Origin of the sequence: Amycolatopsis sp. NPDC102389, from assembly GCF_044765885.1 — a bacterium.
Lineage (GTDB): Bacteria > Actinomycetota > Actinomycetes > Mycobacteriales > Pseudonocardiaceae > Amycolatopsis.
Window position 1 is genome coordinate 1 of sequence record NZ_JBIWKX010000036.1, and the last position, 25,176, is coordinate 25,176.

At 68.8% G+C, this 25,176-nt stretch carries 21 protein-coding genes and 1 pseudogene; 11 read left to right on the plus strand and 11 right to left on the minus strand.

Features of this window, described 5'->3' with window-relative positions; translation table 11 throughout:
• Positions 1-254: 254 nt before the first annotated feature.
• From ACIRGA_RS26780 to purD, 7 genes are all read right to left on the minus strand, one after another.
• The gene (locus ACIRGA_RS26780) at positions 255-1,370 is read right to left on the minus strand and encodes a transglycosylase SLT domain-containing protein (protein ID WP_400945652.1); all 1,116 of its coding nucleotides are present in this window, start codon (positions 1,368-1,370) and stop codon (positions 255-257) included.
• A gap of 43 nt (positions 1,371-1,413) precedes the next feature.
• Complete coding sequence (locus ACIRGA_RS26785) at positions 1,414-1,725, minus strand: hypothetical protein (RefSeq protein WP_185927309.1); 312 nt, start codon at positions 1,723-1,725, stop codon at positions 1,414-1,416.
• A 147-nt stretch (positions 1,726-1,872) separates the two neighbouring features.
• Positions 1,873-2,643, minus strand: coding sequence for an ESX secretion-associated protein EspG (locus ACIRGA_RS26790; RefSeq protein ID WP_400945655.1), 771 nt, complete (start codon positions 2,641-2,643; stop codon positions 1,873-1,875).
• A gap of 4 nt (positions 2,644-2,647) precedes the next feature.
• Positions 2,648-4,318 (minus strand): hypothetical protein, encoded by a 1,671-nt coding sequence (locus ACIRGA_RS26795; protein ID WP_400945657.1) that lies wholly within the window; start codon positions 4,316-4,318, stop codon positions 2,648-2,650.
• A 10-nt stretch (positions 4,319-4,328) separates the two neighbouring features.
• Complete coding sequence (locus tag ACIRGA_RS26800) at positions 4,329-4,913, minus strand: DUF3558 domain-containing protein (RefSeq protein WP_400945833.1); 585 nt, start codon at positions 4,911-4,913, stop codon at positions 4,329-4,331.
• Between the two features lie 7 nt (positions 4,914-4,920).
• Positions 4,921-5,307, minus strand: a complete 387-nt coding sequence (locus ACIRGA_RS26805) for a type VII secretion target (protein WP_400945660.1) — start codon at positions 5,305-5,307, stop codon at positions 4,921-4,923.
• A gap of 136 nt (positions 5,308-5,443) precedes the next feature.
• The gene (purD, locus tag ACIRGA_RS26810; RefSeq protein ID WP_400945662.1) at positions 5,444-6,706 is read right to left on the minus strand and encodes a phosphoribosylamine--glycine ligase; all 1,263 of its coding nucleotides are present in this window, start codon (positions 6,704-6,706) and stop codon (positions 5,444-5,446) included.
• Between the two features lie 176 nt (positions 6,707-6,882).
• Here purD and ACIRGA_RS26815 point away from each other — a divergent pair, with 176 nt between their 5' ends.
• Positions 6,883-8,001: a glycerophosphodiester phosphodiesterase gene (locus ACIRGA_RS26815; protein WP_400945665.1), complete on the plus strand. Its 1,119-nt coding sequence runs from the start codon at positions 6,883-6,885 to the stop codon at positions 7,999-8,001.
• 656 nt (positions 8,002-8,657) lie between these two features.
• Complete coding sequence (locus ACIRGA_RS26820) at positions 8,658-10,196, plus strand: amino acid permease (protein ID WP_400945668.1); 1,539 nt, start codon at positions 8,658-8,660, stop codon at positions 10,194-10,196.
• On the opposite strand, the gene ACIRGA_RS26825 is transcribed toward ACIRGA_RS26820, so the two are convergent.
• Both ACIRGA_RS26825 and ACIRGA_RS26830 read right to left on the minus strand, forming a co-directional pair.
• Positions 10,180-11,403, minus strand: a complete 1,224-nt coding sequence (locus tag ACIRGA_RS26825; protein WP_400945671.1) for an MFS transporter — start codon at positions 11,401-11,403, stop codon at positions 10,180-10,182. The genes ACIRGA_RS26820 and ACIRGA_RS26825 overlap by 17 nt on opposite strands.
• A 140-nt stretch (positions 11,404-11,543) precedes the next feature.
• Positions 11,544-12,479 carry an LLM class F420-dependent oxidoreductase gene (locus ACIRGA_RS26830; RefSeq protein WP_400945674.1) on the minus strand — a complete coding sequence of 312 codons (936 nt, stop codon included), beginning with the start codon at positions 12,477-12,479 and terminating at the stop codon, positions 11,544-11,546.
• A 122-nt stretch (positions 12,480-12,601) separates the two neighbouring features.
• On the opposite strand from ACIRGA_RS26830, the gene ACIRGA_RS26835 reads away from it, so the two are divergent.
• Positions 12,602-13,096 carry an OsmC family protein gene (locus ACIRGA_RS26835; RefSeq protein WP_400945835.1) on the plus strand — a complete coding sequence of 165 codons (495 nt, stop codon included), beginning with the start codon at positions 12,602-12,604 and terminating at the stop codon, positions 13,094-13,096.
• Here the strand turns inward: ACIRGA_RS26835 and ACIRGA_RS26840 are convergent.
• Positions 13,097-14,374: pseudogene (locus tag ACIRGA_RS26840) on the minus strand (adenylosuccinate synthase); the annotation flags it as partial.
• 54 nt (positions 14,375-14,428) lie between these two features.
• Here ACIRGA_RS26840 and ACIRGA_RS26845 point away from each other — a divergent pair.
• From ACIRGA_RS26845 to ACIRGA_RS26880, 8 genes are all read left to right on the plus strand, one after another.
• Positions 14,429-15,109, plus strand: coding sequence for a hypothetical protein (locus ACIRGA_RS26845; RefSeq protein ID WP_400945676.1), 681 nt, complete (start codon positions 14,429-14,431; stop codon positions 15,107-15,109).
• A 185-nt stretch (positions 15,110-15,294) separates the two neighbouring features.
• Positions 15,295-15,933: a DUF1524 domain-containing protein gene (locus ACIRGA_RS26850; protein WP_400945678.1), complete on the plus strand. Its 639-nt coding sequence runs from the start codon at positions 15,295-15,297 to the stop codon at positions 15,931-15,933.
• A 208-nt stretch (positions 15,934-16,141) separates the two neighbouring features.
• Positions 16,142-17,749: an ABC transporter substrate-binding protein gene (locus ACIRGA_RS26855; RefSeq protein ID WP_400945680.1), complete on the plus strand. Its 1,608-nt coding sequence runs from the start codon at positions 16,142-16,144 to the stop codon at positions 17,747-17,749.
• Entirely contained in the window at positions 17,746-18,696 is a 951-nt protein-coding gene (locus ACIRGA_RS26860) for an ABC transporter permease (RefSeq protein WP_400945683.1), read from the plus strand. The genes ACIRGA_RS26855 and ACIRGA_RS26860 overlap by 4 nt, the downstream gene beginning before the upstream one ends.
• A complete protein-coding gene (locus ACIRGA_RS26865; RefSeq protein ID WP_400945686.1) occupies positions 18,689-19,504 on the plus strand; it encodes an ABC transporter permease in 816 nt (271 codons plus the stop codon). The genes ACIRGA_RS26860 and ACIRGA_RS26865 overlap by 8 nt, the downstream gene beginning before the upstream one ends.
• Positions 19,501-21,078, plus strand: coding sequence for a dipeptide ABC transporter ATP-binding protein (locus ACIRGA_RS26870; RefSeq protein WP_400945688.1), 1,578 nt, complete (start codon positions 19,501-19,503; stop codon positions 21,076-21,078). The genes ACIRGA_RS26865 and ACIRGA_RS26870 overlap by 4 nt, the downstream gene beginning before the upstream one ends.
• Positions 21,075-22,112, plus strand: a complete 1,038-nt coding sequence (locus ACIRGA_RS26875; RefSeq protein ID WP_400945690.1) for an LLM class flavin-dependent oxidoreductase — start codon at positions 21,075-21,077, stop codon at positions 22,110-22,112. Before ACIRGA_RS26870 ends, ACIRGA_RS26875 begins: the two co-directional genes overlap by 4 nt.
• A gap of 13 nt (positions 22,113-22,125) precedes the next feature.
• Positions 22,126-23,226: a glycosyltransferase gene (locus ACIRGA_RS26880; RefSeq protein WP_400945692.1), complete on the plus strand. Its 1,101-nt coding sequence runs from the start codon at positions 22,126-22,128 to the stop codon at positions 23,224-23,226.
• Here the strand turns inward: ACIRGA_RS26880 and ACIRGA_RS26885 are convergent.
• Entirely contained in the window at positions 23,219-25,111 is a 1,893-nt protein-coding gene (locus ACIRGA_RS26885) for an FAD/NAD(P)-binding protein (RefSeq protein WP_400945695.1), read from the minus strand. The genes ACIRGA_RS26880 and ACIRGA_RS26885 overlap by 8 nt on opposite strands.
• Positions 25,112-25,176 lie beyond the last annotated feature (65 nt).

Here is a 25,176-nt window from a genome sequence, read left to right on the forward strand (position 1 = left end):
CGAGCAGTACGCTACCAACCACTCAACACCAAACTGTCCGACAAGTCCTGAAACACATCTGTCCGTGAGGTCCTGAAACAGCACATGGGGTTCTAACCCCACTTGCCACTCACGACCCTACGGGAAACCGGTCATGTGAGCATCAAACGGGCATTCGGGCGCCAGCAATGGTCCTGTGTGGACACTCCGCGGTCTCACCACGACACGTTTGACCTTCGGCTCAAGAGAACCCGAAACGCCACTCACGAGGTCGTTTAGTAGCCCTGGTATCCGCCGCCGCCGGCCATGGACTTCAGGCCCGGGTGGCCCTCGAAACCGCCGTACCGCGAGAACGTGTACCGCACGCCCGCGATGATGTTGTCCACCGGGTTGTAGATGTTGTCGTGCCCGGGAAGCTTGTGCGCGTTGAAGGTCGGGTCGATGCACTGCATCAAACCCTTGGACGGCGTGCCCTTCGCCGCGTTGGAGTCCCAGTTGTTGATGGCGTTGGGGTTACCGCCGGACTCCTTCTCGATGATCGTCCAGATCTTCTGGATATCCGCGTCGGTCACCGGGATCCCGTTGGCCTGCAGGATCTTGATGGCCTCCTGGATCCACTGCTGGACGTTGCCCGGCGGCGTCGTCGACGGCGGGCCGCCGCTCGGCCCGAGGCCGCCGCCCCCACCGCCACCGCCTCCTCCACCGCCGCCTCCGCCGGTGTGGAGCCCGCCGGTGCGCTTGGGGACGGTGCCGTCCTTGCCGGGCATCGGGACGGTGGAGTAACCGCCCTGGATGTCCTTCTTCATCAGCTCTTGGGACTTCTGGATCATCTGGTTGGCCTGGTCGAGCAGACCCTTGACCCGGGCGTCGGCGTCGGCGGCGATCTTGTTGATGTCGGTCTTGGCCTTCTGGATGATCTCGGCGGCCGAAGGACTCGGCGCCGGTTTGTGATCCTTCTCGGCCTGGGCGGCGGCCGTGATCGCCGCCTTCTTGTCCGTCTCCGCCTGGGAGTTCCTTGTGTTGACCGCCGCTTCGGCGTCTTCGTAGACGCCCTTCACCTGGGCCTTGATGTTGCCGAGATCGGTGTGGACGCGATCGAGGTCGTCGACGACCTTGCCCAACTGCTCTTCGACGTTCTTCCCGGCCTTGGTGATCGATTTGACGTATTCGAAGAAGGCCTCCGCGGCGGGCCCGACCCAGACTCCGCCATTCAACGCTTCGGTCGACGAGGACAACGCCGCGCTGTGGTCACCCGCGTTGTCGGCGGCCGTCTTGAACTGCTTCGACGCGTTCTGAATGGCGGCGAGGTTGACTTTGCCGATCTGCTCGGCCTTCTGGACCAGTCCGTCCCAGCCGTCCGGCGTGCCGGCGCCGACACCGTTCAAAGCCACTGCTCAAGCCCCCTTGTTTCCGGCCCCCAGGCCGACCGAATCGTCACAGCTCCCCGTGCACCTTCAGGTTGTCCACGTGGACCGCTTCGGTCTCCTTGATCAATCCCGCCGCCTTGCGCAGCACGAAGGCCGTGGCCTCCATCAGCTGACCGGCCGAATCGAATTCGTTGTGGACGCCCTGCTTGAACTTGCCGACCGCGCCGTGCGCGTCGCCGTGCTCGTCCACTCCGCCGAAGGGGCTTTCCTTCTCGTCATCCATACCGGTGACGCCTTTTTTGGTCTTCTCGAACTCGTCCTTGAGCTTCTCCACCTGACCGGCGGCGATCCCCATGGAATCCGGGTCGTACACAGGCACGGTTCGTCATCCCCTTCACGGAAAAAACTTGTGTCCGCCCGATCTGACGCGCGGCCGATCAAGACGGTTCCCGCGCATACTTTAAGACCTCGGCAGTGGGCCGTGTACGTATCCACGCCAAGTTCCACCCGCCGATAATCGGGCGAATCAGAAATCGGCGACTTCCCGGATCCGGGTCGCCAGCAGCTGGTTGTCCGCCGGGGTGATGGTCGCCCAATCCCGGCCGTCCCGGTTCCGCGCGATCTGGAACAGGTACCGGCCCGCGTCCGTGTCGTAGAAGGCGACCACGCCGTCCGCGCGCCGGGAGCGGCCGTCGCGGCCCGCGCGTTCGGCGCCGAACTGGCCGCGCGCCTCCTGGCCGAGCAGCATGCCCGCCACCTCCTGCGCCTGCCAGAGGGGCACGTCGAGGTCTTCCAGGGCCGTGACCAGCGCCTTCGCTTCGCCGCGGGCGGCGGCATCGGCCTGGACCAGGACGTCGTGGGGGATGCTGATCGACTGGCCGACACCGGGGCCGAGGTCACCCGCGACCGAGACGGCGGCTTCGGCCAGCGAGCTCTCGCGCGCGGGGATCAGCCACACCTGGCCGGAGTCGATCACGCCGAGCAACGCCTGGTTGCCGACGCTGACCGCCTGGCCCTTGATCTCGCGGTCGGTCCACACCCAGACGTCGATCGCGACCCGGGGATGCGCGAACAGGTTCAGCATGTCGACCAGTTCGCCCGACGCCTGGTGTCCCCGCGCGAGCCCTCGCGCGCGCAGGGATTCCCAGGCCTCTTCGATCAGTGCCGCCCGCTCCGTGTGGGTCGTTCCGGGGCTCGGCACGTCGAGTGCGACATGGCGCGGGGGCAGCCTTTCGGCTTCCCAGAGCATTTCGAACTCGAGTGCGGACAGCACCAGGCTGCCGTTGTCGTTCGGCACAGGTTCAGCGCGCTTCCCGGTTGCCGTGGTCACCGATGACGTCGGGCGACACCAAACGCTCGTCGGTGAACAGGTCCTTGTCGTCGACGCCGTAGCGCCTGATGTGCTCCGCGTCCTCTTCGACGTCCTGGGTCGCCGCGCGCTCCATGAACTTCGACTCGGGCTTCGGCTGCTTCGCGCCGATCTTCTCCGAGCGCCGCATGGCCTCCTCTTCGGGAAGCTCGCCGATCGGCAGCTGACGGGTCGGCTTCCCGCCGCCTTCCTGCCGGGGACGGCGGTCGCGTTCCTTGTCGCCGCTCAGCGCGCCACCGGCGACACCGGCGCCGAGTGCGGCGGCACCGGCGCCCAGATCGCCCGCGGCCGGGCCGGTGATCTTCGGGACGGCGGGGAAACCGCGGCCGGATTCGTTGCCGGGGGCCATCGGCGCCTGCGGTCCGGCGCCGACCGAGCGGCCCTTGCCGAGCGCCTGGTCACCACCGGCGCCACCGCCGCCGACGTTGCCGAAGACACCGGGGCCGGAGCTGGAACCGGGGCCTTTGCCGAGGGCGCTGTCGACACCGGGACCGGAGCCGAACGACTTGCCGACCGGCTGCGCCGACGTGGTGCTGTTCGGCGGCAGGCTGCCGGTGGACTGCCCCGGCGGCATGTTCGGGGTGTTCGGGGTGTAGTTCGGCGCGCCCGGCGGGACGAACGGCGGCGAGGCCGGAGAGCCGGTGACCGGGTACGACGGCCTGCCCTGTTCGGGTTGCGGGGACGGCCGGTTCGGCGTCACCCAGCCGGAGCCCGGCGCAGGAGCCGGCCTCGACGTGCCGGACGGCGTGGTCGTCGGGGCGGCGGCCGCGGGAGCGGTCGCACCGGGCGCCGCCGAAGCGGTCTTCCTGGCCGTCCCGCCGCCCATGGCGACGCCGTAAGCCGGGGTCGGGGCGTCGTAGGACGGCGCCTTCGGGTTGCTGATCGGCTGCGCGACCGGCGGCGGCACGTACTTCGACTCGACGGCGGCCGACGCGGGCCGCACACTGCCGTCCGGGGTCAGGTCCGTGGCCGTGCCCGCGAGGTCGAGCGGGGCGGACCCGCCGCCCGCTCCGGCGGTGGTCGTGGTCTGGGTCAGGTTCATCGCCTGCGGATCGGCCAGGGTGTCGGTCGACAGCAGGTTCTCACCGCTCGTCTTGGCGTAGTCGTTCAACGCCTCCTGCGCCTGCGCCCGCGCGTTGTTCGCGGCGCTGACGGTCTTGGCGTGGTCGGTCTCGAACCCGATGAGGCTCAGCACCACGTCACCGATGGTCAGGCCACCGGCGCCCTTCCGCACGACTTCCGGATCCGGGAGCTTGTGCAGCGTCCGGTTGAAGGCCTCACCCTGGGCGAAGATCATCTCCGCGGAATGCGAGACCTTCGAGTTCGCGTCCTGGGAGAAGCCGGCCTGCTCGGTGAACACCTGACCGGCGGCACCGCCTGCCTCGCTCTGCCATTCCACGCCGAGCTTGCCCAGCTCGTCGCGCAGCGTCTTGTCGGTGTCGGCGAGCGCGCCCGCGACGGACTTCAGCGCGTCGACGGCGACGCCGATGCTGCTGGTGCCGTCGCCGCTGCGGAACTGCTCGATCTCGGTCGCGATCCCGGTGTCGGTGTAGCCGTCGAACCGAAGATCGCGGAGCCTGCCCGCGAGGTCGGAAACGTTCACGCCGCCCTCCCTAGTTGCGTGCTTTCAAGGTCTGTAAAGCCGAATCGGCCGCCCGTGCCGACATCTCGCACAGTTGCGGCATGGTGAAAGCGCCGGCGGTGACGGTGACGGCCCGCACCGCCAGCGTCTGTCCTTTCGCGACACCGACGAGCGTTTCGCAATCACCTGGAGTCCCGCTGTCGCGGTGGTTCCTGATGGCGGGGAACCCGTCGACCTGCGTCGGTTCCGTCGTCATGCTGCTCTTGCGGCGCTTGCCGGTGAACCACTCTTCGACGTCCGCGGTGACCGTGCGGACGTAATAACTGTGGAAAGGCTGCACGGCATCCGCGTCGAAGACACAGGTCGGGCCGTCGATCGGTTCCGCGGCCGTGCGGGGTTTGCTGTTGATCTTGAGCTGGTCGAGCTGCGGATCGGTGAGCAGGGCACACGGATCGACGCCCTGCAGGCTCAGCTCGGCGGGCCTCGCGGGCAGCGCGGACGCCTTGGCGCCCTGCGTGGCCGAAGCCAGCGCGGGTTCGTCGGGGAAAGCCTGCCCGCCCGTGTCCGTGGCGCATCCGGCCAGTGCGAGGGTGAGCACGCCGCCGGACACCAGCACACGGGGCCTACGCCCGGTGAACACCACGGTCCCCGAGTGCGGCGGCCTTGTCCGCGTCACTGGTCTTGTACTCCTTGGCCGCCGTGCGGAGCTGGCTGACCAGCCCCCGCAGACCGGCCACATACGCCCGGACCTGCGCGGCGTACGACTGGTCTCCGTCGGCCACGAGCTCGTTCCACACGTCGGTCGCGTGCACGCTCACGGTGTCGTTGGCCGGAGTGTCGATCCGCAGCTGGTCGAGCCGCGTCATGAGCTTGTCCTGCAACGCGTCGACCTGCTCTTCGACGATCTTCGCCACTTCGAGCAGCTTCGACGGATCGACTCTGATGTCGGCCACCGACGGTGGCGTCGGGACCGCCGACGTGAGGTCCTGGACCTTGCCCGATGCTGCCATTCCCCACCCCTTGGACACTGCGCACGGTGACCGTTCGTCCTGCCCGAGGCTACCAACGCGGATGTATCGGCTGCCTAAGCTTTGCAGGAAATACCGGGTTAGACGCATCCGGGACCGCGATGGTTCCGTCCGAAATTCACGAGACCGGGGTGGCGATCTCTCCCTTGGCGGCGAGCAGGGCGATGTCGGTGCGGTGGTGCGAGCCGGCCAGGTGGACCTTCTCGACCGTCGCGTAGGCGTCCTTGCGGGCGGCCTTCAGGTTTTTGCCGGTGCCGACGACCGACAGCACGCGGCCGCCGGAAGAGACCACGGCGCCATCGTCACGGCGGCGGGTGCCAGCGTGAAGCACGCCTTCGAGCTCACCGCCGGTGATGACGTCGCCCGTCCTCGGCTTGCCGGGGTAGCCGTCCGCGGCGAGCACGACGGTGACCGCCGCGCCGGAATCCCAGTCCAGCGGCGGCAGCTCGGCGAGCTTGCCGGTCGCCGTCGCGTGCAGGACCTCGCCGAGCGGGCTGCGCAGCAGCGCCAGGACGACCTGGGTCTCCGGGTCGCCGAAGCGGCAGTTGAACTCGATGACCTGCGGGCCCTCGGAGGTCAGCGCGAGACCGGCGTAAAGCAGGCCGGAGAAGGTGGCGCCGCGGTTGTCGAGCTCGTCGACCACGGGCTGGACGATGCGGTCGACGACGTCGTCGACCAGGTCCTTCGGCGCCCACGGCAACGGCGCGTACGCCCCCATGCCGCCGGTGTTCGGGCCCGCGTCGCCGTCGCCGACGCGCTTGAAGTCCTGCGCGGGCAGCAGCGGGACGACCGTGCGGCCGTCGACGAAGCAGAAGAGAGAGGCCTCCGGGCCGTCGAGGAACGACTCCAGGAGCACCGGGTGCCCACCGTCGAGCAGCATCAGGGCGTGCTTGCGCGCGACGTCGACGTCGGTGGTGACCACGACGCCCTTGCCCGCGGCGAGGCCGTCGTCCTTGACCACCCAGGTGGGGCCGAACCGGCCGAGCGCCGCGTCGAGGCGGGCCGGGTTGTCGACGATCTCGCAGTGCGCCGTCGGCACCTTCGCGGCCGCCATGACGTCCTTCGCGAAGGCCTTCGAGCCCTCGATCCTGGCCGCGGACGCGGACGGGCCGAAGCAGGCGATGCCCGCCTTGCGGACCGCGTCGGCGACGCCCGCCACCAGCGGGACCTCGGGACCGACCACCACCAGGTCCGCCTGCCACTGTTTGGCGAGGGCGGCGACCGATTCGGGGTCGGCCGCCTCGACGCCGAGCTGCTCGGCCACCGAAGAGGTTCCGGCGTTGCCCGGGGCACAGGCCAGTGCGGTGACGGAAGGGTCTTCCGCGACCGCGAGGACGAGTGCATGCTCACGGGCGCCGGACCCGATTACCAGTACGCGCACGACGCACAGGGTAACCGGGCCGGTGAGCCACGAAGACGTCGCCATCCTCGAGCGGGTGGTTCCATCCGGCGTTCACCCGGCGGTCAGCGGTCCGCCGGTCCGTCTTCGCCGGCCGGACGCCTCCTGCGTCAAGGGTTGCGCGGTACCCCGAGTTCAAGCGAAAGAGGTTACCCACCATGCGAAAGCGTCTGGGCGTGCTCGCCCTGTCCGGACTCGCCGTACTCAGCGTCACCGGGTTGGCGGGTGCCGCCGAACCGGGTGCCCGAGATGTGTCGGCGCTGGCCAAGGGCCACGATGGGCCGGTGATCGTCGGACACCGCGGCGCTCCCGGCTACCGCCCGGAGCACACGCTCGCCTCGTATGAGCTCGCCTACCGCCAGGGCGTCGGCTGGGTCGACGTCGACCTCGTGCCCACCAAGGACGGCCAGCTCGTCGCGCGGCACGAGAACGAGATCGGCGGGACCACCGACGTCGCGAAGCACCCCGAGTTCGCGAACCGGAAGACGACGAAGGTCATCGACGGCACGTCGTTCACCGGCTGGTTCACCGAGGACTTCACGCTCGCCGAGCTGAAGACCCTGCGCGCGACCGAGCGGATCCCGCAGCTGCGGCCGAACAACAAGATCTACGACGGCCGCTACCAGATCGCCACCTACCAGGAGGTGCTCGACCTGACGCGCCGCCTCGGCCGCGAACTGCGCCGTGAGCTGGGGACGTACCCGGAGGTCAAGCACTCGACCTACTTCTCGTCGATCAAGAACCCGACGGAGCCGAAGCTGGTCGAGCTGCTCAAGCGCAACGGGCTCAACCACCCGAAGGCACCGGTGATCATCCAGTCGTTCGAGGTGTCGAACCTGATCGAGCTTTCGCGTCAGGTGCGGGTGCCGCTGCTGCAGCTGACCTCGGCGACCGGGGCTCCGGCCGACTTCGTCGCGAAGGGCGACCCGCGGACGTACGCCGACCTCGTCACGCCTGCGGGCCTGAAGGAGATCTCGAAGTACGCGGACTACCTGGGCCCGGAGAAGGCGCAGGTCATCCCCGTGGTGAACGGTGCGCTGGGGCAGCCGACCCGGCTCGTCGCCGACGCACACCAGGCCGGGCTGAAGGTCGGGCCGTACACGTTCCGCAACGAGAACAACTTCCTCCCGCAGAACCTGCGCTCGTCGGCGAACCTCGCCGAGTACGGCAACGCGTTCGCCGAGCAGGAGGCCTTCCTCAAGGCGGGTGTCGACGGGTACTTCGCGGACCACCCGGACACCGCGCTGGAGGCCGTGAAGGCGTTCCAGGGGCGCTGAGCCTTCTAGCCGACGGGGGTGGGGGGGGGGGGGGGGGGGGGGGGGGGGGGGGGGGGGGGGGCCGGGGGCGCCGGGGGGGGGGGGGGGGGGGGGCCGCCCCCCCCCCCCCCCCCCCCCCCCCCCCCCCCCCCACGACCCGAGCTTCGCCTGACCGCCGCCGCGCTTGCTCTCCCTGCTGTACATGAAGGCCCCCTTCCTTACGCCTGGCGCAGTGAAGGGGGCCTTCATGTACTTGGAGAAGGTGTGAAGGTCGAGTTTCCTCGGCTGAGCCGAGGGAAGGGTCCTTCACACGCAACCGCTGTGACTACTGGGCCTGGTGGTGTCGCTGAGGCTGAGGTGGCGATCGTGGAGTTCGCGAAGGCCTCCTTCCCTACCTTCAGAGTAGGGAAGGAGGCCTTCACGGATCCGCGCCCACCTAGCCGCCACAATCAGTAGGCACCTAAGACACCCTTGGCCCTAACCCGAATCGCCACTCACGACGCCCGAGCTTCGCCTGAAGTGTCAGGAAGGGTCGTTCGGGACGAAGCTGTCCTGAACGACCCTGTCATGACATCTGGGGACGGGTTTCTTGACGGGACCTTGACATGCGCAGGTCGGCGGGCCTAATTTCGGCGGATCTCAATGGTCTGTCCGCATACCTTTTAAGTGGGTGCCCGATGGATGTCTCAGACGCCCGTGCCACAGAACCCGCCGATGAAGACAGTGCCCGGCTCCACCAACTCGGCTACGCGCAGGAACTCCGGCGCACGATGTCGACCTTTTCCAACTTCGCCGTCTCCTTCACGATCATCTCGATCCTCTCCGGCTGCCTGACCCTCTACGGGTTCGGCATGAAGACCGGCGGACCCGCCGCGATGATCTGGGGCTGGCCGCTGGTCGGCCTGTTCGTCATCCTGGTCGGGCTGGGCATGGCCGAGGTCTGCTCCAGCTATCCGACCGCGGGCGGCCTCTACTACTGGGCCGCGAAGCTCGCCCCGCGCAACGGCGCGGCGTGGTCGTGGTTCACCGGCTGGTTCAACCTCATCGGGCAGATCGCCGTCACCGCGGGGATCGACTTCGGCGCGGCGCTGTTCCTCAACGCCTTCCTCGACCTGCAGTTCGGTTTCGAGGCGACGCCGGGCAACACGATCCTGCTGCTGGCGATCATCCTGGTGATCCACGGGCTGCTGAACACCTTCGGCGTCAAGATCGTCGCGCTGCTGAACAGCATCAGCGTGTGGTGGCATCTGGTGGGCGTGCTGGTCATCGTCGGGGTGCTGATCGTCGTTCCCGAGAAGCACCAGGACGCTTCGTTCGTCTTCGGCGAGTTCGTGAACAAGACCGGCTGGGCGTCCCCGGTCTACGTCTTCTTACTGGGCCTCCTTGTCGCGCAGTACACGCTGACCGGCTACGACGCCTCGGCGCATATGACCGAGGAGACCAAGAACGCGGCGAAGGCCGGACCGCGCGGCATCATCAACTCGATCCTCGTCTCCCTGGTCGCCGGGTGGATCCTGCTGATCGGCCTCACCTTCGCCATCCAGGACTACGAAGGCGCCGTCGGCTCCGAAACCGGGGTGCCGCCCGCGCAGATCTTCATCGACGCGACCGGCGCGACGACCGGCAAGCTCCTGTTGCTGATCTGCATCGGGGCGCAGCTGTTCTGCGGGATGGCGTCGGTGACCGCGAACTCGCGGATGATCTACGCCTTCGCCCGCGACGGCGCGATCCCGGGTTCGAAGTTCTGGCACCGCATCAACAAGCGCACCCAGACACCGACCAACGCGGTGTGGCTGGCCGCGGGCGGCGCGCTCCTGCTCGCCCTGCCGTACCTGTGGAGCGCGACCGCCTACGCGGCGGTGACCTCGATCGCCGTCGTCGGCCTTTACGTGGCCTACGTGATCCCGGTGTTCCTGCGGGTGCGCAAGGGCGACGACTTCGAACCCGGACCGTGGAACCTCGGCCGCTGGGGCAAGCTCATCGGGACCATCGCGACCGTGTGGGTGTGCTTCATCTTCGTGCTGTTCATGCTTCCGCAGGGATCACCGGTCACCATCGACAGTTTCAACTACACGCCCATCGCCTTCCTCGTCGTACTCGGTGGTGCGGCGGTGTGGTGGTTCGCCTCGGCACGCAAGTGGTTCACGGGCCCGAAGGTGCAGGGTTCGGAAGAAGAACTCGCCGCCGTGGAAAAGGAACTCAAGGAACTGGGGTAGCGGCGGCGTTCTCCCGGGAGCGGCCGGCGCGGACTCCGGTCACCGCGGCCGCTCCCAACGCGCCGACACCGGCGAAGGCGTAGAAACCCCACGGATACGCGATCCCGGCGCTCAGCAGCGCGCCGCCGAGGATCGGGCCGCAGATCGCGCCGACCCGGCCCACACCCGCCGCCCAGCCGATACCGGTGGCACGTATGACGTCCGGGTACGTCTTGCCGATGTAGGCGTACACGAGCACCTGCGCGCTGAACACGAAACCGCCGGTGAGGAACACGGCCACGTACAGGCCGACAGCGGGCAGCTTCACGCTCAGCAGGGCCAGGAACACCGCCGCCCCGAGGAACCAGAAGATCACTGCCGGCCGCACGCCCACCTTGTCCGCCACCCGGCCGGCGACGAGCAGGCCGACCACGCCCCCGAGGTTCAGCGTGAGCAGCAGGCCCAGCGCCGCGCCCAACGGATACCCGGCTTGGCGCATGATCTCCGGCAGCCAGGTGTTGAGCCCGTAGACCAGCAGCAACCCCATGAACGACGTCACCCAGAACGCGATGGTGGCGCGCAGCAGCCCGCCGCGGAACAGCCCGCCGACGACTTCCGTCGCCGACTTCTCCTGCGTCTCCCGCGCCCGCTCGAAGGATTCGGATTCCGGCAGGTACTTGATCATCAGCGGCACCAGCACGAGCGCGGGCAGCGCGCCCGCGACGAACATCGCGCGCCAGCCGAGCGGCTGGATCAGCCAGATGCCGAGCAGGGCGGTGAGCACCGCGCCGACGTGATAGCCGGTCATCACCGTGGTGGTCGCGCTGCCGCCCTTCCCCTTGCGGGCGTACTCGGTGACCAGCGCGATCGCCGTCGGCAGGCAGCCGCCGAGGCCCAGGCCGGCGAGGAAGCGCAGCAGGCCGAAGACGAACGCCGACGGTGAGATCGCGCAGAGCGCGGTGAACGCCGAGAAGGCGGTGACCGCGATGATCAGCGCCTTCCGGCGGCCGATGACGTCGGTGATCGTGCCGATCGCCAGCGCGCCGATCGTCATGCCGATCAGGCCGACCGTCGAGATCACCGACGCCGTGCCCGGCGTCAGCCCCCAGACGTGGTCACGGAGCAGCGCGGGCAGCACCGTGCCCAGGACGACCAGGTCGAATCCGTCGAGCAGTACCGCCGTCCAGGCGAGTGGAACCACCCACGAACGGGCCGCGGCAGGGGACATGGGGACCTCCAGCTGTGTTCGCAATGCGCACGAGTATGCACAATACGAACGCTGTGAGCAAGGCCACTGGGCCCCTGAACGCCATGAAAGGGGCGTTCAGGACGATGAATGTCCTGAACGCCCCTTTCCTGTCGTGGGAATCAGCGCTTCACGAGGTCTCCGAGCACGTGCCAGGTGCGGAGCCGTTCTTCCGCGTTCCGGATCCCGCTCTGGGTCGCGACGACCTCGGTCGCCCCGGCGTCGAAGTACCGCCGGATCTCGGCCGCGACGGTCTCCTCGTCCCCCGCGATCACCAGCTCACCGGCGGAATCCACGCCCTGGGCGTCGAAGACCGCGCGATAGGAGGGGATGTCCCGGAAGAACGCGTATTGCCGGTCGACCTGGGCGCGGACGGCGTCGGGATCCTCGGTCACGACGACCGGGACCATCGCGATGATCCGCGGCGCCGGACGGCCGGCGGCGGCCTTGGTGATCTCCGGGACGATCAGCTCGGAAAGGGCCTTCGGCCCGGCGAGGAACGGGATCGTGCCGTCGGCGAGCTCGCCGGTGACGCGCAGTGCCTGCCGTCCCATCGCGGCGATGATCACCGGGATGTCCGAAGACCCCGCGACGGACAGCGAAGCCGCGAAGCCCTTGGCATGCGCCCGGACCGTCTCGCCGTGGAAGTCGACTTCGCCGCCGCTGAGTACCTGGCGAAGGATCGTGAGGTACTCACGAAGGTGCTTGATCGGCGACGGGTACTCGATGCCGTACGCCGGTTCGAGCCAGTTCTTCGCGCCGGTTCCCAGGCCGAGGACGAACCGGCCCCCGGTGGCGGCCTGCGCCGTCTGCGCGAGACCGGTGATCAGCAACGGATGCCGCGGGTAGATCGGGACGACGCCGGTCCCGACGGTGATCCCCGGGACGGCGCGGCCGGCTAGGGCGGCGACGGTGATCGCGTCGTGCTCCATCTGCTGCGAGAACCAGACGGACGTCAAGCCCGCGTCGGCGGCCTGACGGGTCTGGGTGATGAGTTCGTCGACGATGTTGACGGCGTCCGCGGTGTCCCCGGACGGGAGTGCCACTCCGATGGTCATGTTCAACGCTAACCGCGCTGTCGAAAGGATATTTCGCGGTTCACCAGGTGAGATCACGAGCGCGGCGCCCGGTGGTGGCCCACCCTGGGCGGCGTCCGACACCTCGATCCTGGAGAGACCCGATGTCGCTGACCGATGTCATCGAAGGAACCAAGACCGCCGTCGACGCCGACCCGCGCAACGCCGCCGTCTCGTTCAGCGTCGCCAACGCGCTGAACCCCGGGACCGCGACGCGAGTGGACGTGCGAGTGCGCGATCACTCGTTCGCCGTCGACGAGCCCGCCGCGCTCGGCGGCACCGACACGGCGGCGAACCCGGTCGAGTACGCGCTGGCCGCGCTGGGCTCGTGCCAGGTGATCACGTACCAGTTCTGGGCGGCGAAGCTCGGTGTGCCGCTCGAAGGCGTGAAGGTGACCGTGGACGGCGACATCGACCTGCACGGGTTCTTCGGGTTCTCGGAGACTCGCCCCGGCTTCGGCGACGTGCGGGTCTCGGTGGAGCTGAGCGGGCCCGCCGGGGCGGAGGTCTACGAGGACCTGAAGCGGCAGGTGGACGAGCACTGCCCGGTGCTGGACCTGTTCCGGAACCCGACGCCGGTGAAGACCTCGCTCGCGTGAGTCGTGCCGCACGATGGTCTGCTCCCGGCCCGGCCCGACGCCGATCGCCGAGATCCGCGCGCCCGAGAGCTCTTCGAGCCGCTCGACGTAAGCCCGTGCGTTCGCCGGCAGCTCTTCGAAGGTGCGGCAGCCCGAGATGTCCTCGAACCAGCCCGGCAGCTCTTCGTAGATCGGCAGCGCGTGGTGCACGTCGGTCTGCGTCATCGGCATGTCGTACGTGCGGAACCCGTCGACCTCGTAGCCGACGCACACCGGCACCTTCTCCAGCCCGGACAGCACGTCCAGCTTGGTGAGGAAGTAGTCGGTGATGCCGTTGACCCGCACCGCGTAGCGCGCGATGACCGCGTCGAACCAGCCGGTGCGCCGCGAGCGGCCGGTGGTGACGCCGAACTCGCCGCCCTGCTTGCGCAGGTACTCGCCGGACTCGTCGTCCAGCTCGGTCGGGAACGGGCCGGAGCCGACGCGGGTGGTGTAGGCCTTGAGGATGCCCAGCACGGTGTCGATCTTGCCGGGGCCGATGCCCGAACCCGCGCTCGCGCCGCCGGAGGTGGGGTTCGACGACGTCACGAACGGATACGTGCCGTGGTCGACGTCGAGCAGGGTGCCCTGCGAGCCTTCGAGCAGCACGGTCTCGCCGCGTTCGAGGGCCTGGTTGAGCTGCAGGCGCGTGTCGGCGATGCGGTGCGCGAACTTCTCACCCGCGGCCAGCACCTCGTCGGCGACCTGGTTCGCGTCCAGTGCCTTGCGGTTGTAGACCTTGACCAGCACCTGGTTCTTGAACTCCAGTGCCGACTCGACCTTCTGCCGGAAGATCTTCTCGTCGAGCAGGTCCTGCACGCGGACGCCGACGCGGGCGATCTTGTCCTGGTAGCAGGGGCCGATACCGCGGCCGGTGGTGCCGATCTTGCGGCTGCCGAGGTAACGCTCGGTGACCTTATCGATCGCCACGTGGTACGGCATGATCAAATGCGCGTCGGCGGAGATCAGCAGCTTGCTGGTGTCGACGTCGCGTTCTTCCAGCCCGGCGAGTTCGTCGAGCAGCACGCCCGGGTCGATGACGACGCCGTTGCCGATGACGTTGGTGACGCCCGGCGTGAGGATCCCGGACGGGATCAGGTGGAGGGCGAAGTTCTGCCCGTCGGGAAGGACTACGGTGTGGCCCGCGTTGTTACCGCCTTGGTAACGCACGATCCACTGGACGCGGTCGCCGAGCAGGTCGGTGGCCTTGCCCTTGCCCTCGTCCCCCCATTGGGCCCCGATCAGCACGATGGCCGGCATGTGACACTCCAGGTGTTCGGCGACTTGTGGTTTGGCGCTGGTAAATGCCGGTGCATGAGCGTAACGGAGGGCCTTCGGGTGCGCGGAATAGTGGTGGTCTGTCCCGAGGGCGAGCCCACACTCCCGGAGATCGACGACGTCGAAATGGTGCGCGTTCCGAGCCGCCCTGGCAAGGCGGATATCGACCCCTTGCTGGGGGAACACGATCACCTGGTGGTCGCGGGCACCGACGCCGACCTCGCGGCGGTCGCGCTCCGGCTGTTACGAAAAGAACAGCTCTCGGGCGTGTCGCTCGGCTTCGTGCCTTCCTCGCCGGACTCCGACGTCGCCCGCATCTGGAGCCTGCCGACGCAGCCGCTGCGCGCCCTCTCGCTCGCGTTGCGGGGCGAGGTCGACCCGGTACCGTTGATCCGCGACGACACCGGCGGGGTGCTGGTCGGGCGCGGGGTGATCGGGATGATCCGCGGGGTGGCCTACTGCGACGAGCACACCGTCCTGCGCGGGCCCGCGCGTTCGATCGAGGTCGAGCCGGACACGAGCGGCCCGGGATTGATGGTCCGGGTGACCAAGGGGACGCTGTTCAAGCGGCCTTCGACGCAGTACGCGCGGGCGTTCCAGCTCGGCTGCATCCCGACGCGGCCGAGCAGCGACGGCGTCGCCCACCCGCGCGCCATGAGCCGGTGGACCTGGTACCGGCACACGGAGGACCTCAGGCTGGTCCGCGGCCTGGACTAACCCGTTCGGCTCAGAACCTTCAGCTGGACTTTCCGAAGATTTTTCGGCTGCGTACACCCCGTCCTACCTGCGCGTGACACCCTCCGTTCACGAATAGCCAGCAGAGTGTCATCCGATGGTGTTGCGTGGGTCATATCCGTGCCGCATGGTGACCAGGTCCCCAAACCTGACACGGAGGCAGCAATATGCCAACTGCGCTTGCTGTTCGTCGCTCCTTCACCGTTCTCGCCGTCTCGGCGATCGTCTCCGCGGGCGTGGTGGGTGTCGCCGAAGCGACGCCCCCGGGCATCCCGTCGGCCTCGACCGCCAAGACTCAGCTCGCCGCGTTGACCGTCAAGCCGGACGGTTCGTCGACCGGGTACAGCCGCGACAAGTTCCCGCATTGGGCCGACCAGGGCAACAGCTGCAACACCCGCGAGGTCGTGCTGAAGCGGGACGGCACGAACGTCCAGCAGGACAGCAGTTGCGCCGCCGTCTCCGGCAGCTGGTCCAGCCCGTACGACGGCGCCACCTGGACCGCGGCGTCCGATGTGGACATCGACCACGTCGTCCCGCTGGCCGCCGCGTGGCGCACCGGCGCTTCGTCGTGGACCACCGCGCAGCGGCAGGCGTTCGCGAACGATCTCAGCGCGCCGCAGCTGATCGCCGTCACCGACAACGTCAATCAGGAGAAGGGCGACAAGTCGCCGGACGCCTGGAAGCCGCCGACGGTCGGCTACTGGTGCACCTACGCGAAGATGTGGACCACGGTGAAGTACAAGTACAAGCTCACCATCAAGTCGGCGGAGAAGACCGCGCTGACGGACATGCTCAACCGCTGCTAGTCCTGGTCGTTCCGTGAAGGCCTCCTTCACTACCTTGAGGGTAGGGAAGGAGGCCTTCACGGACTTTCGGGGCTGTCAAGCGAAAAGGTGGGACGTTTCGCGGGCTGGGAGCCGGGCTCAGTATGTGGGCGGGCCTCAAGGGCGTGATTAGCGTGAATCGGGTAGGCGCAAGCAAAAGCGCCCCGTTCCCCACGCTGGAGGCCACCCGGTGTCCCGTACCGCCGCCACTTCCTTACTCGCGCTCATCGCACTCGCCGTCACCGCCTGCTCCTCCGCCGGCGGTTCGACGGGCGCGGACGCCGGGCCGCCCAAACCCGGTGGCACGCTGCGCCTCGGGATCTCGTCGAGCCCGGACTGCGTCGACCCGCAACAGGTCGGCACCAACGCTTCGCTCAACGTCGGCCGCCAGCTGGTCGATTCGCTGACCGACCAGGATCCGGCCACCGGTGAGATCAAGCCGTGGCTGGCCGAAAAATGGGAGAGCAACGCGGATTCGACCGCGTTCACCTTCCATCTGCGCGACGGCGCGACCTTCTCCGACGGCAGCCCGGTCGACGCCGCCGCGGTCAAGACGAGCTTCGACGCGATCAAGGCGCTCGGCCCGAAATCGCAGCTCGGCTCCGGCTATCTGGCCGTCTACAAGGGAACGACGGTCGTCGACCCGAAGACGGTCAAGATCGAGTTCTCCGTTCCCAGCGCCCAGTTCCTGCAAGCCAGCTCGACGATGTCGCTCGGCGTCCTCGCGCCCGCCGCGTACCGGAAGACAGCTGATCAACGTTGCCAGGGCGACGGCCTGATCGGCTCCGGCCCGTTCGTTTTCGAGAGCCTGAAGCAGAATCAGGAAATCGTCCTCGCCAAACGCAAGGGCTACAGCTGGGGTTCGTCGCTGTTCAAGCACCAGGGTGAGGCGTACCTCGACAAGATCGCCTACAAGATCGTGCCGGAACCAGTTGTGCGCACCGGAAGTCTCGCGTCCGCGCAGCTCGACGCCATCACCGACGTCCAGCCGGTCGACGAACCGCAGTTCACCGGCAACGGGTTCACCGAGCCGACCCGGCCGAATCCCGGCGTCGTGTTCAACCTGCACGCCAACGTCACGAAAGGCGTGCTCACCGACGAGAAAGTCCGCCAGGCGGTGGTCAAGGGCATCAACCGGCCCGAGATCACGAACACCGTCCTGACGCCGAACTACAAGCCCGCGACCAGCATCCTCGGCTCGGCGACGCCGTTCTACGCCGACCTTTCCCCGCTGCTCGCCTATGATCCGGCCGGCGCCACGGCGCTACTGGAAAGTGCGGGCTGGGTCCCCGGGCCGGACGGGATCCGCACCAAGAACGGGCAGCGGCTGACCGCGAAGGTCGTCTTCTCCCTGGTGTTCAATCAGAACAAGAGCGTGCTCGAACTCGTCCAGCAGCAGTTGCGCAAGATCGGCTTCGACCTCCAGATCGAACAGCGGACCACGGCCGAGAGCGTGCAGATCACGCAGAGCGGGAACTACGAGTACCTCTGGTACAACACCACCCGCGCTGACCCGGACATCCTGCGCAACCTGTTCTCCACCAAGGCGAACAACCGCAGCAAGCTGCCCGCTGACAACCCGGTCGACGCGCCGCTCGACACGCAGTCGTCCACTGTGGACCCGGCGAAGCGGAAGCCCGCGGCCGAACAGGCGCAGCGCGCGATCATCGAGCACGGCTACTCGGCGCCGGTGTTCGAGCTGACGCAGGTGCTGGCGCACGGGCCGAACGCGCACGGCGTCGGATTCGAGGCGTCGTCACGGCTTCAGCTGTTCGACGCCTGGGTGTCCGGGTCGTGACACGGTATCTGCTCCGGCGGATCCTGCAGGCGGTCTTCGTCCTGTGGGCCGCGTTCACCGTGTCGTTCGTGATCCTCTACCTCCTGCCGGGCGACGCGGTCAGCGCGAAGCTCGGCGGGGGCGAGGCCGGTCTTTCGGTGACGCCGGAACAACTGGCCGCGGCGAAGGCGGAGTACGGATTCGACGACCCGTTGCCGCTGCAGTACGGAAAGCGGCTGGTCGCGGCACTGCAGGGGGATTTCGGCCGCTCGATCGCCACCGGGGACGACGCCACGAACATGGTCGTCTCGGCGCTGCCGCCGACCCTCGCGGTGACCGGATTCGCGCTGGTACTGGCGATCCTGTTCGGCGGCGGCATAGCGTTCGCCGGCACCCTCACCCGGCATCGCTGGCTGGGCAACCTCCTGCTCGCGTTGCCGCCGCTGGGGATCTCGCTGCCGCCGTTCTGGGTCGGGCTGCTGCTCATCCAGTTCTTCTCCTTCCAGCTCAAGCTTCTGCCCGCGCTGGGTGCGAACGGCTTCGAGTCGCTGATCCTGCCCGCGATCACGCTCGCCATCCCGACCGGCGCGATCATCGGGCAGGTGCTGGCGAAGAGCCTCCGCACGCAACTCGCCGAGCCGTATGCCGAGATCGCGCTGGCGAAGGGCGCGAGCCGGACGAGAGTCCACTTCGGACATCTGTTGCGCAACGCGGCGGTACCCACGCTCACCATCGCCGGGGTCGTCGCCGGGAACCTGATCGCGGGGTCGGTGATCACCGAGACGGTGTTCTCCCGCGACGGACTCGGCCGCGTGACGTCGTCGGCGGTCACCGCGCAGGACATTCCGGTGGTACAGGCGGTGATCGTGCTCGCCGCGCTGGTGTTCGTCGTCATCAACCTGCTAGTCGACCTTCTCTATCCGCTGCTGGACCCGCGGATCCGACACCGGGAGACGGCCGATGCCTGACGTTCTCGTGCACACCCGGCGAAAGCCGGGCCTGATCCTCGCGATCGCCGTGCTGGCCTTCGCCCTGCTGGCGGCGGTCGCCCCCGGCCTCTTCACCGGACAGGACCCGCTCGCCGGCGTCCCCGCGGAAAAGATGCGGGGCCCCTCGTTCGGTCATCTCTTCGGCACCGACGAAACCGGGCGGGACATCTTCGCGCGGGTGGTCCACGGTGCCGCGCTTTCGTTGCAGGCGACCGTGATCGCCGTCGTCGTCGCGCTCGCCGCCGGGTCCGCGCTCGGCCTCCTTGCCGGATTCCGGGGCGGTGCCCTCGATTCGGCGATCATGCGCTGCGTCGACGTGCTGCTGGCGATCCCGTCGATCCTGCTGTCGCTGGCGCTGGTCACGGCGCTCGGCTTCGGCACGACCAACGTCGCGATCGCCGTCGGCGTCGCGAATCTCGCGCAGTTCGCCCGGCTGATGCGAGCCGAAGTACTGCGTGTCCGCAACGGCGTGTTCGTCGAGGCGGCCCGTGCGGGAGGGGTGCGCTGGACCGGGGTGCTCGGACGGCACGTGCTGCCCAACGCGCTCGGCCCGGTGCTCGCGCTCGCGACGCTCACCTTCGGCACCGCCGTGCTGGAGGTGTCCGCGCTGAGCTTCCTCGGCTACGGCGCCACCCCGCCGACTCCGGAGTGGGGCTCGCTGGTGGCGGGCGGGCGCGGCTTCCTCGCCACCGCCTGGTGGATGACGACCTTCCCCGGGCTCACCGTCGCGGCGGTGGTGCTGTCCGCGAACCGGCTGTCCAGAGCGATCGAAGGAGACGTGCGGTGAGCGAACTGCTGACCATCCGCGATCTCGCGGTTTCGTACAAGTCCGTACCCGCCGTGGACGGCGTCTCGCTGTCTGTCCACAAGGGACAGATCGTGGCCGTGGTCGGCGAGTCCGGCTCCGGCAAGAGCACGACGGCGCACGCGGCGATCGGGCTGCTGCCGCGTGGCGGGCGGATCGACCGCGGCGAGATCACCTTCGACGGCCGCGACCTCACGAAACTCTCCGACCGCGCCTGGCGTTCGGTGCGCGGCCGCGAGATCGCCCTGGTCCCCCAGGATCCGACGGTCTCGCTCAACCCCGTGCACCGGATCGGTGATCAGGTCGCCGAGGTGCTGCTGATCCACGGCCTCGCGGACAAACGAAGCGCGGGCGCGGAGGCGGTGGAGCTGCTGCGCAAGGCCGGGATCGCCGATCCGGAGACACGGGCGCGGCAGTATCCGCACGAGCTGTCCGGCGGGCTCCGGCAACGCGCGCTGATCGCCGCCGCGCTCGCCGGACGGCCGAAACTCATCATCGCCGACGAGCCGACCAGCGCGCTCGACGTCACCGTGCAGCGGCAGATCCTCGACCACCTCGAAGAACTCGCCGCCGAAGCGGGCACCGCCGTCCTGCTGATCACCCACGACCTCGGTGTCGCGTCCGATCGGGCGTCGCGGATCGTGGTGCTGTCCCAGGGAAGCGTGATCGAAGAAGGAACCACCGGCGAGATCCTCGCTGCGCCCGCCCAGAAGTACACCCAAGACCTGCTCGCCGCCGCGCCGAGCCTGTCCGACACTCCGCTGCGGGAGCCGAAACCACCGTCGTCCGACGTCCTGGTCTCGGTCCGCGACCTCGGGAAGACCTTCGGGACCGTCCGTGCGGTAGACGGCGTTTCGTTCGACATCGCCCGCGGCCGGACACTCGCACTGGTCGGCGAATCCGGGTCCGGCAAGTCGACCACCGCGCGGATGATCCTGCGGCTGGAGACGCCGACCGACGGCGTGGTCGAGTTCGACGGCCGGGACATCACATCGCTGCGCGGCGAGGAACTGCGGCTGCTGCGACGCCGGTTCCAGCTGGTGTACCAGAACCCGTACGCGTCGCTGAACCCGAAGTTCAGCATCGAAGACGTCATCGCCGAACCACTGCGGGCCTTCGGTGTCGGCACGAAAGCGGAACGCCGCGCGCGGGCGGCGGAGCTCGTCGACCAGGTCGCCCTGCCGTCTTCGGTGCTGAAGCGCAAACCCGCCGAGCTGTCCGGCGGGCAGCGGCAACGCGCGGCCATCGCGCGGGCGCTCGCGCTGCGCCCGTCGCTGATCGTGGCCGACGAACCCGTGTCCGCGCTGGACGTTTCGGTGCAGGCGCAGATTCTGCGGCTGCTAGCCGACCTTCAGGACGAACTCGGCCTGACGTACCTGTTCATTTCGCACGATCTCGCCGTGGTCCGGCAGATCGCGGACACCGTCGGCGTGCTGCGCGGCGGCGAACTCGTCGAACTCGGCCCCGCCCAGGACGTTCTAGAACGGCCGAGCGCGGACTACACCCGGGAGCTGCTCGCCGCGATCCCGGGCCGGAAACCGTTGGAGGCACGATGAAATTCGGGCTCTTCTCCCTAGTCGCGAATCATCCCGACCCGGCGACCGGGGAGACACCGACCCAGCACGAACGCCTGCGCCGAGTCGTCGACGAGGCGATCTTCGCCGAGGAGCTGGGCTTCGACGCGTACGGCGTCGGCGAGCGGCACGGGGAACCGTTCCTTTCCTCCGCGCCGCCGGTGATCCTGGCCGCGGTGGCCGAACGCACGCGGCGTGTCCGGCTGCTGACCACCTTGACCGTGATCAGCGTGCTCGACCCGGTCCGCGTCGCCGAGGACTACGCGACGCTCGACCAGCTTTCCGGCGGGCGGCTGGAACTCATGATCGGGAAGGGCAACGATCCCCGGCATTTCCCGCTGTTCGGCCTCGAAGAGGACCGGCAGTGGGAGTATCAGGCGGAGAAATTCGCCCTGCTGCGCCGTCTCTTCCTGGAAGTGGGCGTGACGTGGGAAGGCGAGTTCCGCGCGCCGCTGACCGATGTCACGACGCAGCCGCGACCATTCTCCGTCCGGCCGCGGATCTGGCACGGGAGCGCGTCGAGTACCGAGTCGACCGAGCTGGCGGCGAAGTTCGGCGATCCGCTGTTCACCGCGAACGGTTTCCACCCCAAGAAGAAGTACGCCGACCTGATCGACCATTACCGGCGGCGGTGGGCGGAGTACGGCCACGACCCGGCGGACGCGCTCGTCGGTTCCGGCGCGGGCGGACTGTACGTCGCCAAGACCTCGCAGGAGGCGCTGGACGGCTACCGGCCGTACTTCGAAGCGCTGATGCGGACGCCCGCGTACCAGCACAACAAATCGGAGTTCACCACGCTGGAGGACAAGATCACCGGAGGTTCCGCGCTCGTCGGGAGCCCGGAACAGGTGATCGACAAGATCGGCGACTACCACGCGTCGTTCGGGCACGAGGTGCAGGCGGTCTCGGTGGACGGCCTGAAATCCGGCGAAGCACGGGAGGTCCTGGAGCTCTTCGCCTCCGACGTCGTCCCGATCGTGCGGAAAGAACTGCCCTCGAGGGTGTGGGAGGGCTAGTACCTTTGAAGAGGTGCGCATCCTTTTCACGTGCCGCCCGGCTTACGGCCACCTGTACCCGTTGATGCCGTTGGCGATCGCCGCCCGCGACGCCGGGCACGAAGTGGTCTTCGGGACCGGCGCCACGTTCCTGGACAAGGTCCGCGGGCTCGGTTTCGACGCGCACGAGGTCGGGATCTCGATCCGGGACGCCGGTGAGGGAGCCAGCGGGGACCCGCTGGAAGCCATCCTCACCACCTTCGCCGAGATCCTGCCGCGCGCCACGATCGCCGATCTGACGCCGCTGCTCCCCGTGCTCCGGCCTGATCTGGTCGTCTACGAGATGAGCGACGTCGGCGCGTCGGCCGCCGCCCGCCGGGCCGGGATCCCGGTGGTTTCCCACGTGATCGGCCGCTCGATGCCCGTCGAGCTGATGGCCGCCGCCGCGGACCGGTTCGCCCCGCTGTGGGACGGGAGTCCGCCTGCCAACCTGATGCTGGGCGACGCCGCGATCGACGTGTGGCCGGACGTCGTCCGCGATCCGGAGCTCACCGCGCTGCCGACGGTCTTCCGGCTCCGGCCGGTGCCGTGGAACGAGCCGGGCACGGTGCCGTCCTGGCTCGACGGGCGCGACCGGCCTCTCGTCTACCTGACGCTCGGCACCGTCGCCTTCGGTGCCACCGGGGTGCTGCGCGCGGCGATCGACGGCCTCGCGCGGCTGCCGGTCGACGTCCTGGTCGCGCGCGGTCCCGGCGACCCCGGCGAACTCGGTGACCTGCCGCCGAACGTCCACGTCACCGGGTTCGTTCCGCAGTCCGAAGTCCTGCCGCGCGCGGATCTCGTGGTGCACCACGGCGGAACCGGGACCGTGCTCGGCGCGCTTTCCGCGGGCCTGCCGCAACTGGTGCTGCCGCAGGGCGCGGATCAGTTCGTGAACGCCGAAGTGCTGGAGACGGCCAACGCCGGGCGGGCGCTGGTCGGCGACGCGGTGACCGCGGACGCCGTCGAGGAGAGGGCCAAGACCCTCCTCGACGACGCCCGCGTGCGCGAGGTGGCGGCCAGAGCCCGGCACGAGATCGCCGCCATGCCCGCGCCGTCGGAGGTCGTCCGGCGGCTGGAGGAGTTCGCTAAGTGATCAGCCTCAGGATCTCCCGCGCGACGACGTCGTTCTGCCGGAACGGGAGCGCGTTGGTCCGCGGCCGGGTGAACGCCCCGGCCGACCGCGCCGAGGTATGCGGGCCGAGCGCGAACCGGCGCGGATGCGGACGCCCCTCGCCGTCGAGCATCCGGCCGTCGGAGACGCGGGTGTGGATACGGCCGGCGAGCAGCCTGTCGCCGGTGACCGGGTCGAGCACGGCTTCTTCGCCGAGCGCGCCGCTGTCACGCAACTGTCGCAAAAGGACATCGGACGCCCTCGCGACACTCGGCTCGGGCAGCCGCGCCTCGACAAGGGTCCGCGCTTCGGTCTCGCCGGGGAAGCTAGCACCGGAGGCGACGAAGGCCCGGCGCTCATCATCGGCCGACACGCGCATTTCGGCGCCCAGGAAGGAAACGATGCCTGCTTCCTGAAGCGCGAGCAGTTCTTCGAGCCGTCGCGGCGGCGGCCCGCTGGCGAAGTAGGAGAAGAAGCCGAGAAACCAACCGTCCAAATCGGACAGTTGTGACGCCGCGTCCAGCCGTCCGGTCTGCAGCAGCGCCGGAAGCTGTCCCATCACGGAAAGCAGCGCCATGAACGCACCCAGATCCGCGCTGTACTCGGAGTCCGCCCGGCGGCCCAGGTCTGCCTCGACGTACTCGCGCAACTCTTTGCCGTACTCCTCGGCGGTGCCGAATTCGGCGCCCGTCATCGGCCGGTCGAGCCTGCCGAGATCGAGCCGATCGTCCGGCGCCGGAACCGCCCGCGCCACCAGCGCGTCGAGCTCGCCGGGCGCGGCGTCCGCGAAAGCGTCGGCGAAGACGGCGAAATCCATCCGCACCCGCTCGGGATGCGCGGTGAACAGCTCGCTGTAGTACGCCCACGCGATCTCCTTCGAGATCAGCGGCCAGACGTCGCGGCGGAAATCGATCCGGCCCGGCACCGCGCAGAGCTTCGCTATCGCGTGGGTATCGAAGAATTTGGGCAGCTGCAACGGTTTCCCGCGCAGCCGGTAGCCGATCTTCGAGTGGTACGGCACGCCACGGCGCGAACCGACGTGCAACACGGGCTCGGCACCGCTGGGGTGGTACTTCAGCCCACCGCAGGCCTGTTCTTCGAACCGGCCGCCGCGGCCTTCGGTCAGCAGCAGCATCAGATCGACGAACGCGAGGCCGAATCCGCGCACCAGCACGGTTTCTCCCGGTCCGATCGCCGAATAGTCGACGTCGGCGGTGTAGCCGGCGGGGTAGTAGGCGAGGTCGTTCCGGGCGGCGAAGTCCACCAGTTCGGTCTCGCGGTCGTCCGGTTCGGCGTCGAGATGCCCGACGGTGAACAGGACCGCGTCCACGGCGAGGGGTTCCGCCCGGTCTTCCAGCCAGAGCGTCTGCGGATCGCCGTCTTCGAGCCGCACCGCGCGGGTCCGGTGCTCGACGACCTCGATCCCGGCCGGCAGCCCGGCGCGGACCTCGCGGTGGAACCAGGTGAGGTACGCGCTCTGCAGCCGTCGAGTCGGGAAGTGATCGCTTTGCAGCGCCTCGAGTTCGGCGCGCAGGCCTTCGCCGACCTCGGCGTCGAGCTTGCCCGCTCGGACCAGCCGCGCCCACTCGATCAGCGAAGGCCCCGGGCGGATCGGCCCGTCGATCTTCACCGTGTCGTCGGTGAACACGGTGACGTCCTCGGGCATGGAGTTCATCCGCAGCAGCGGCGACTGCTCGTACCGCCACACCCTTCCCGCTCCGGCGGGAAAGGGATCGACGAGATGCACCACCAGGCGCCGCGCGCCGAGGAGTTCGGCGGCGTTGGCGCCGAGCCGTTCGAGCACGCCCACCCCACGTGGACCGGCGCCGACCACCGCGAGCACGTAGGGACGGTCTGCGGTACTCACGAAGCCGAAGCTACGCCGGGATTCCGGGCCGCGTGCGCCTTCTCAAGGAGCGGAACTCGTTGCCA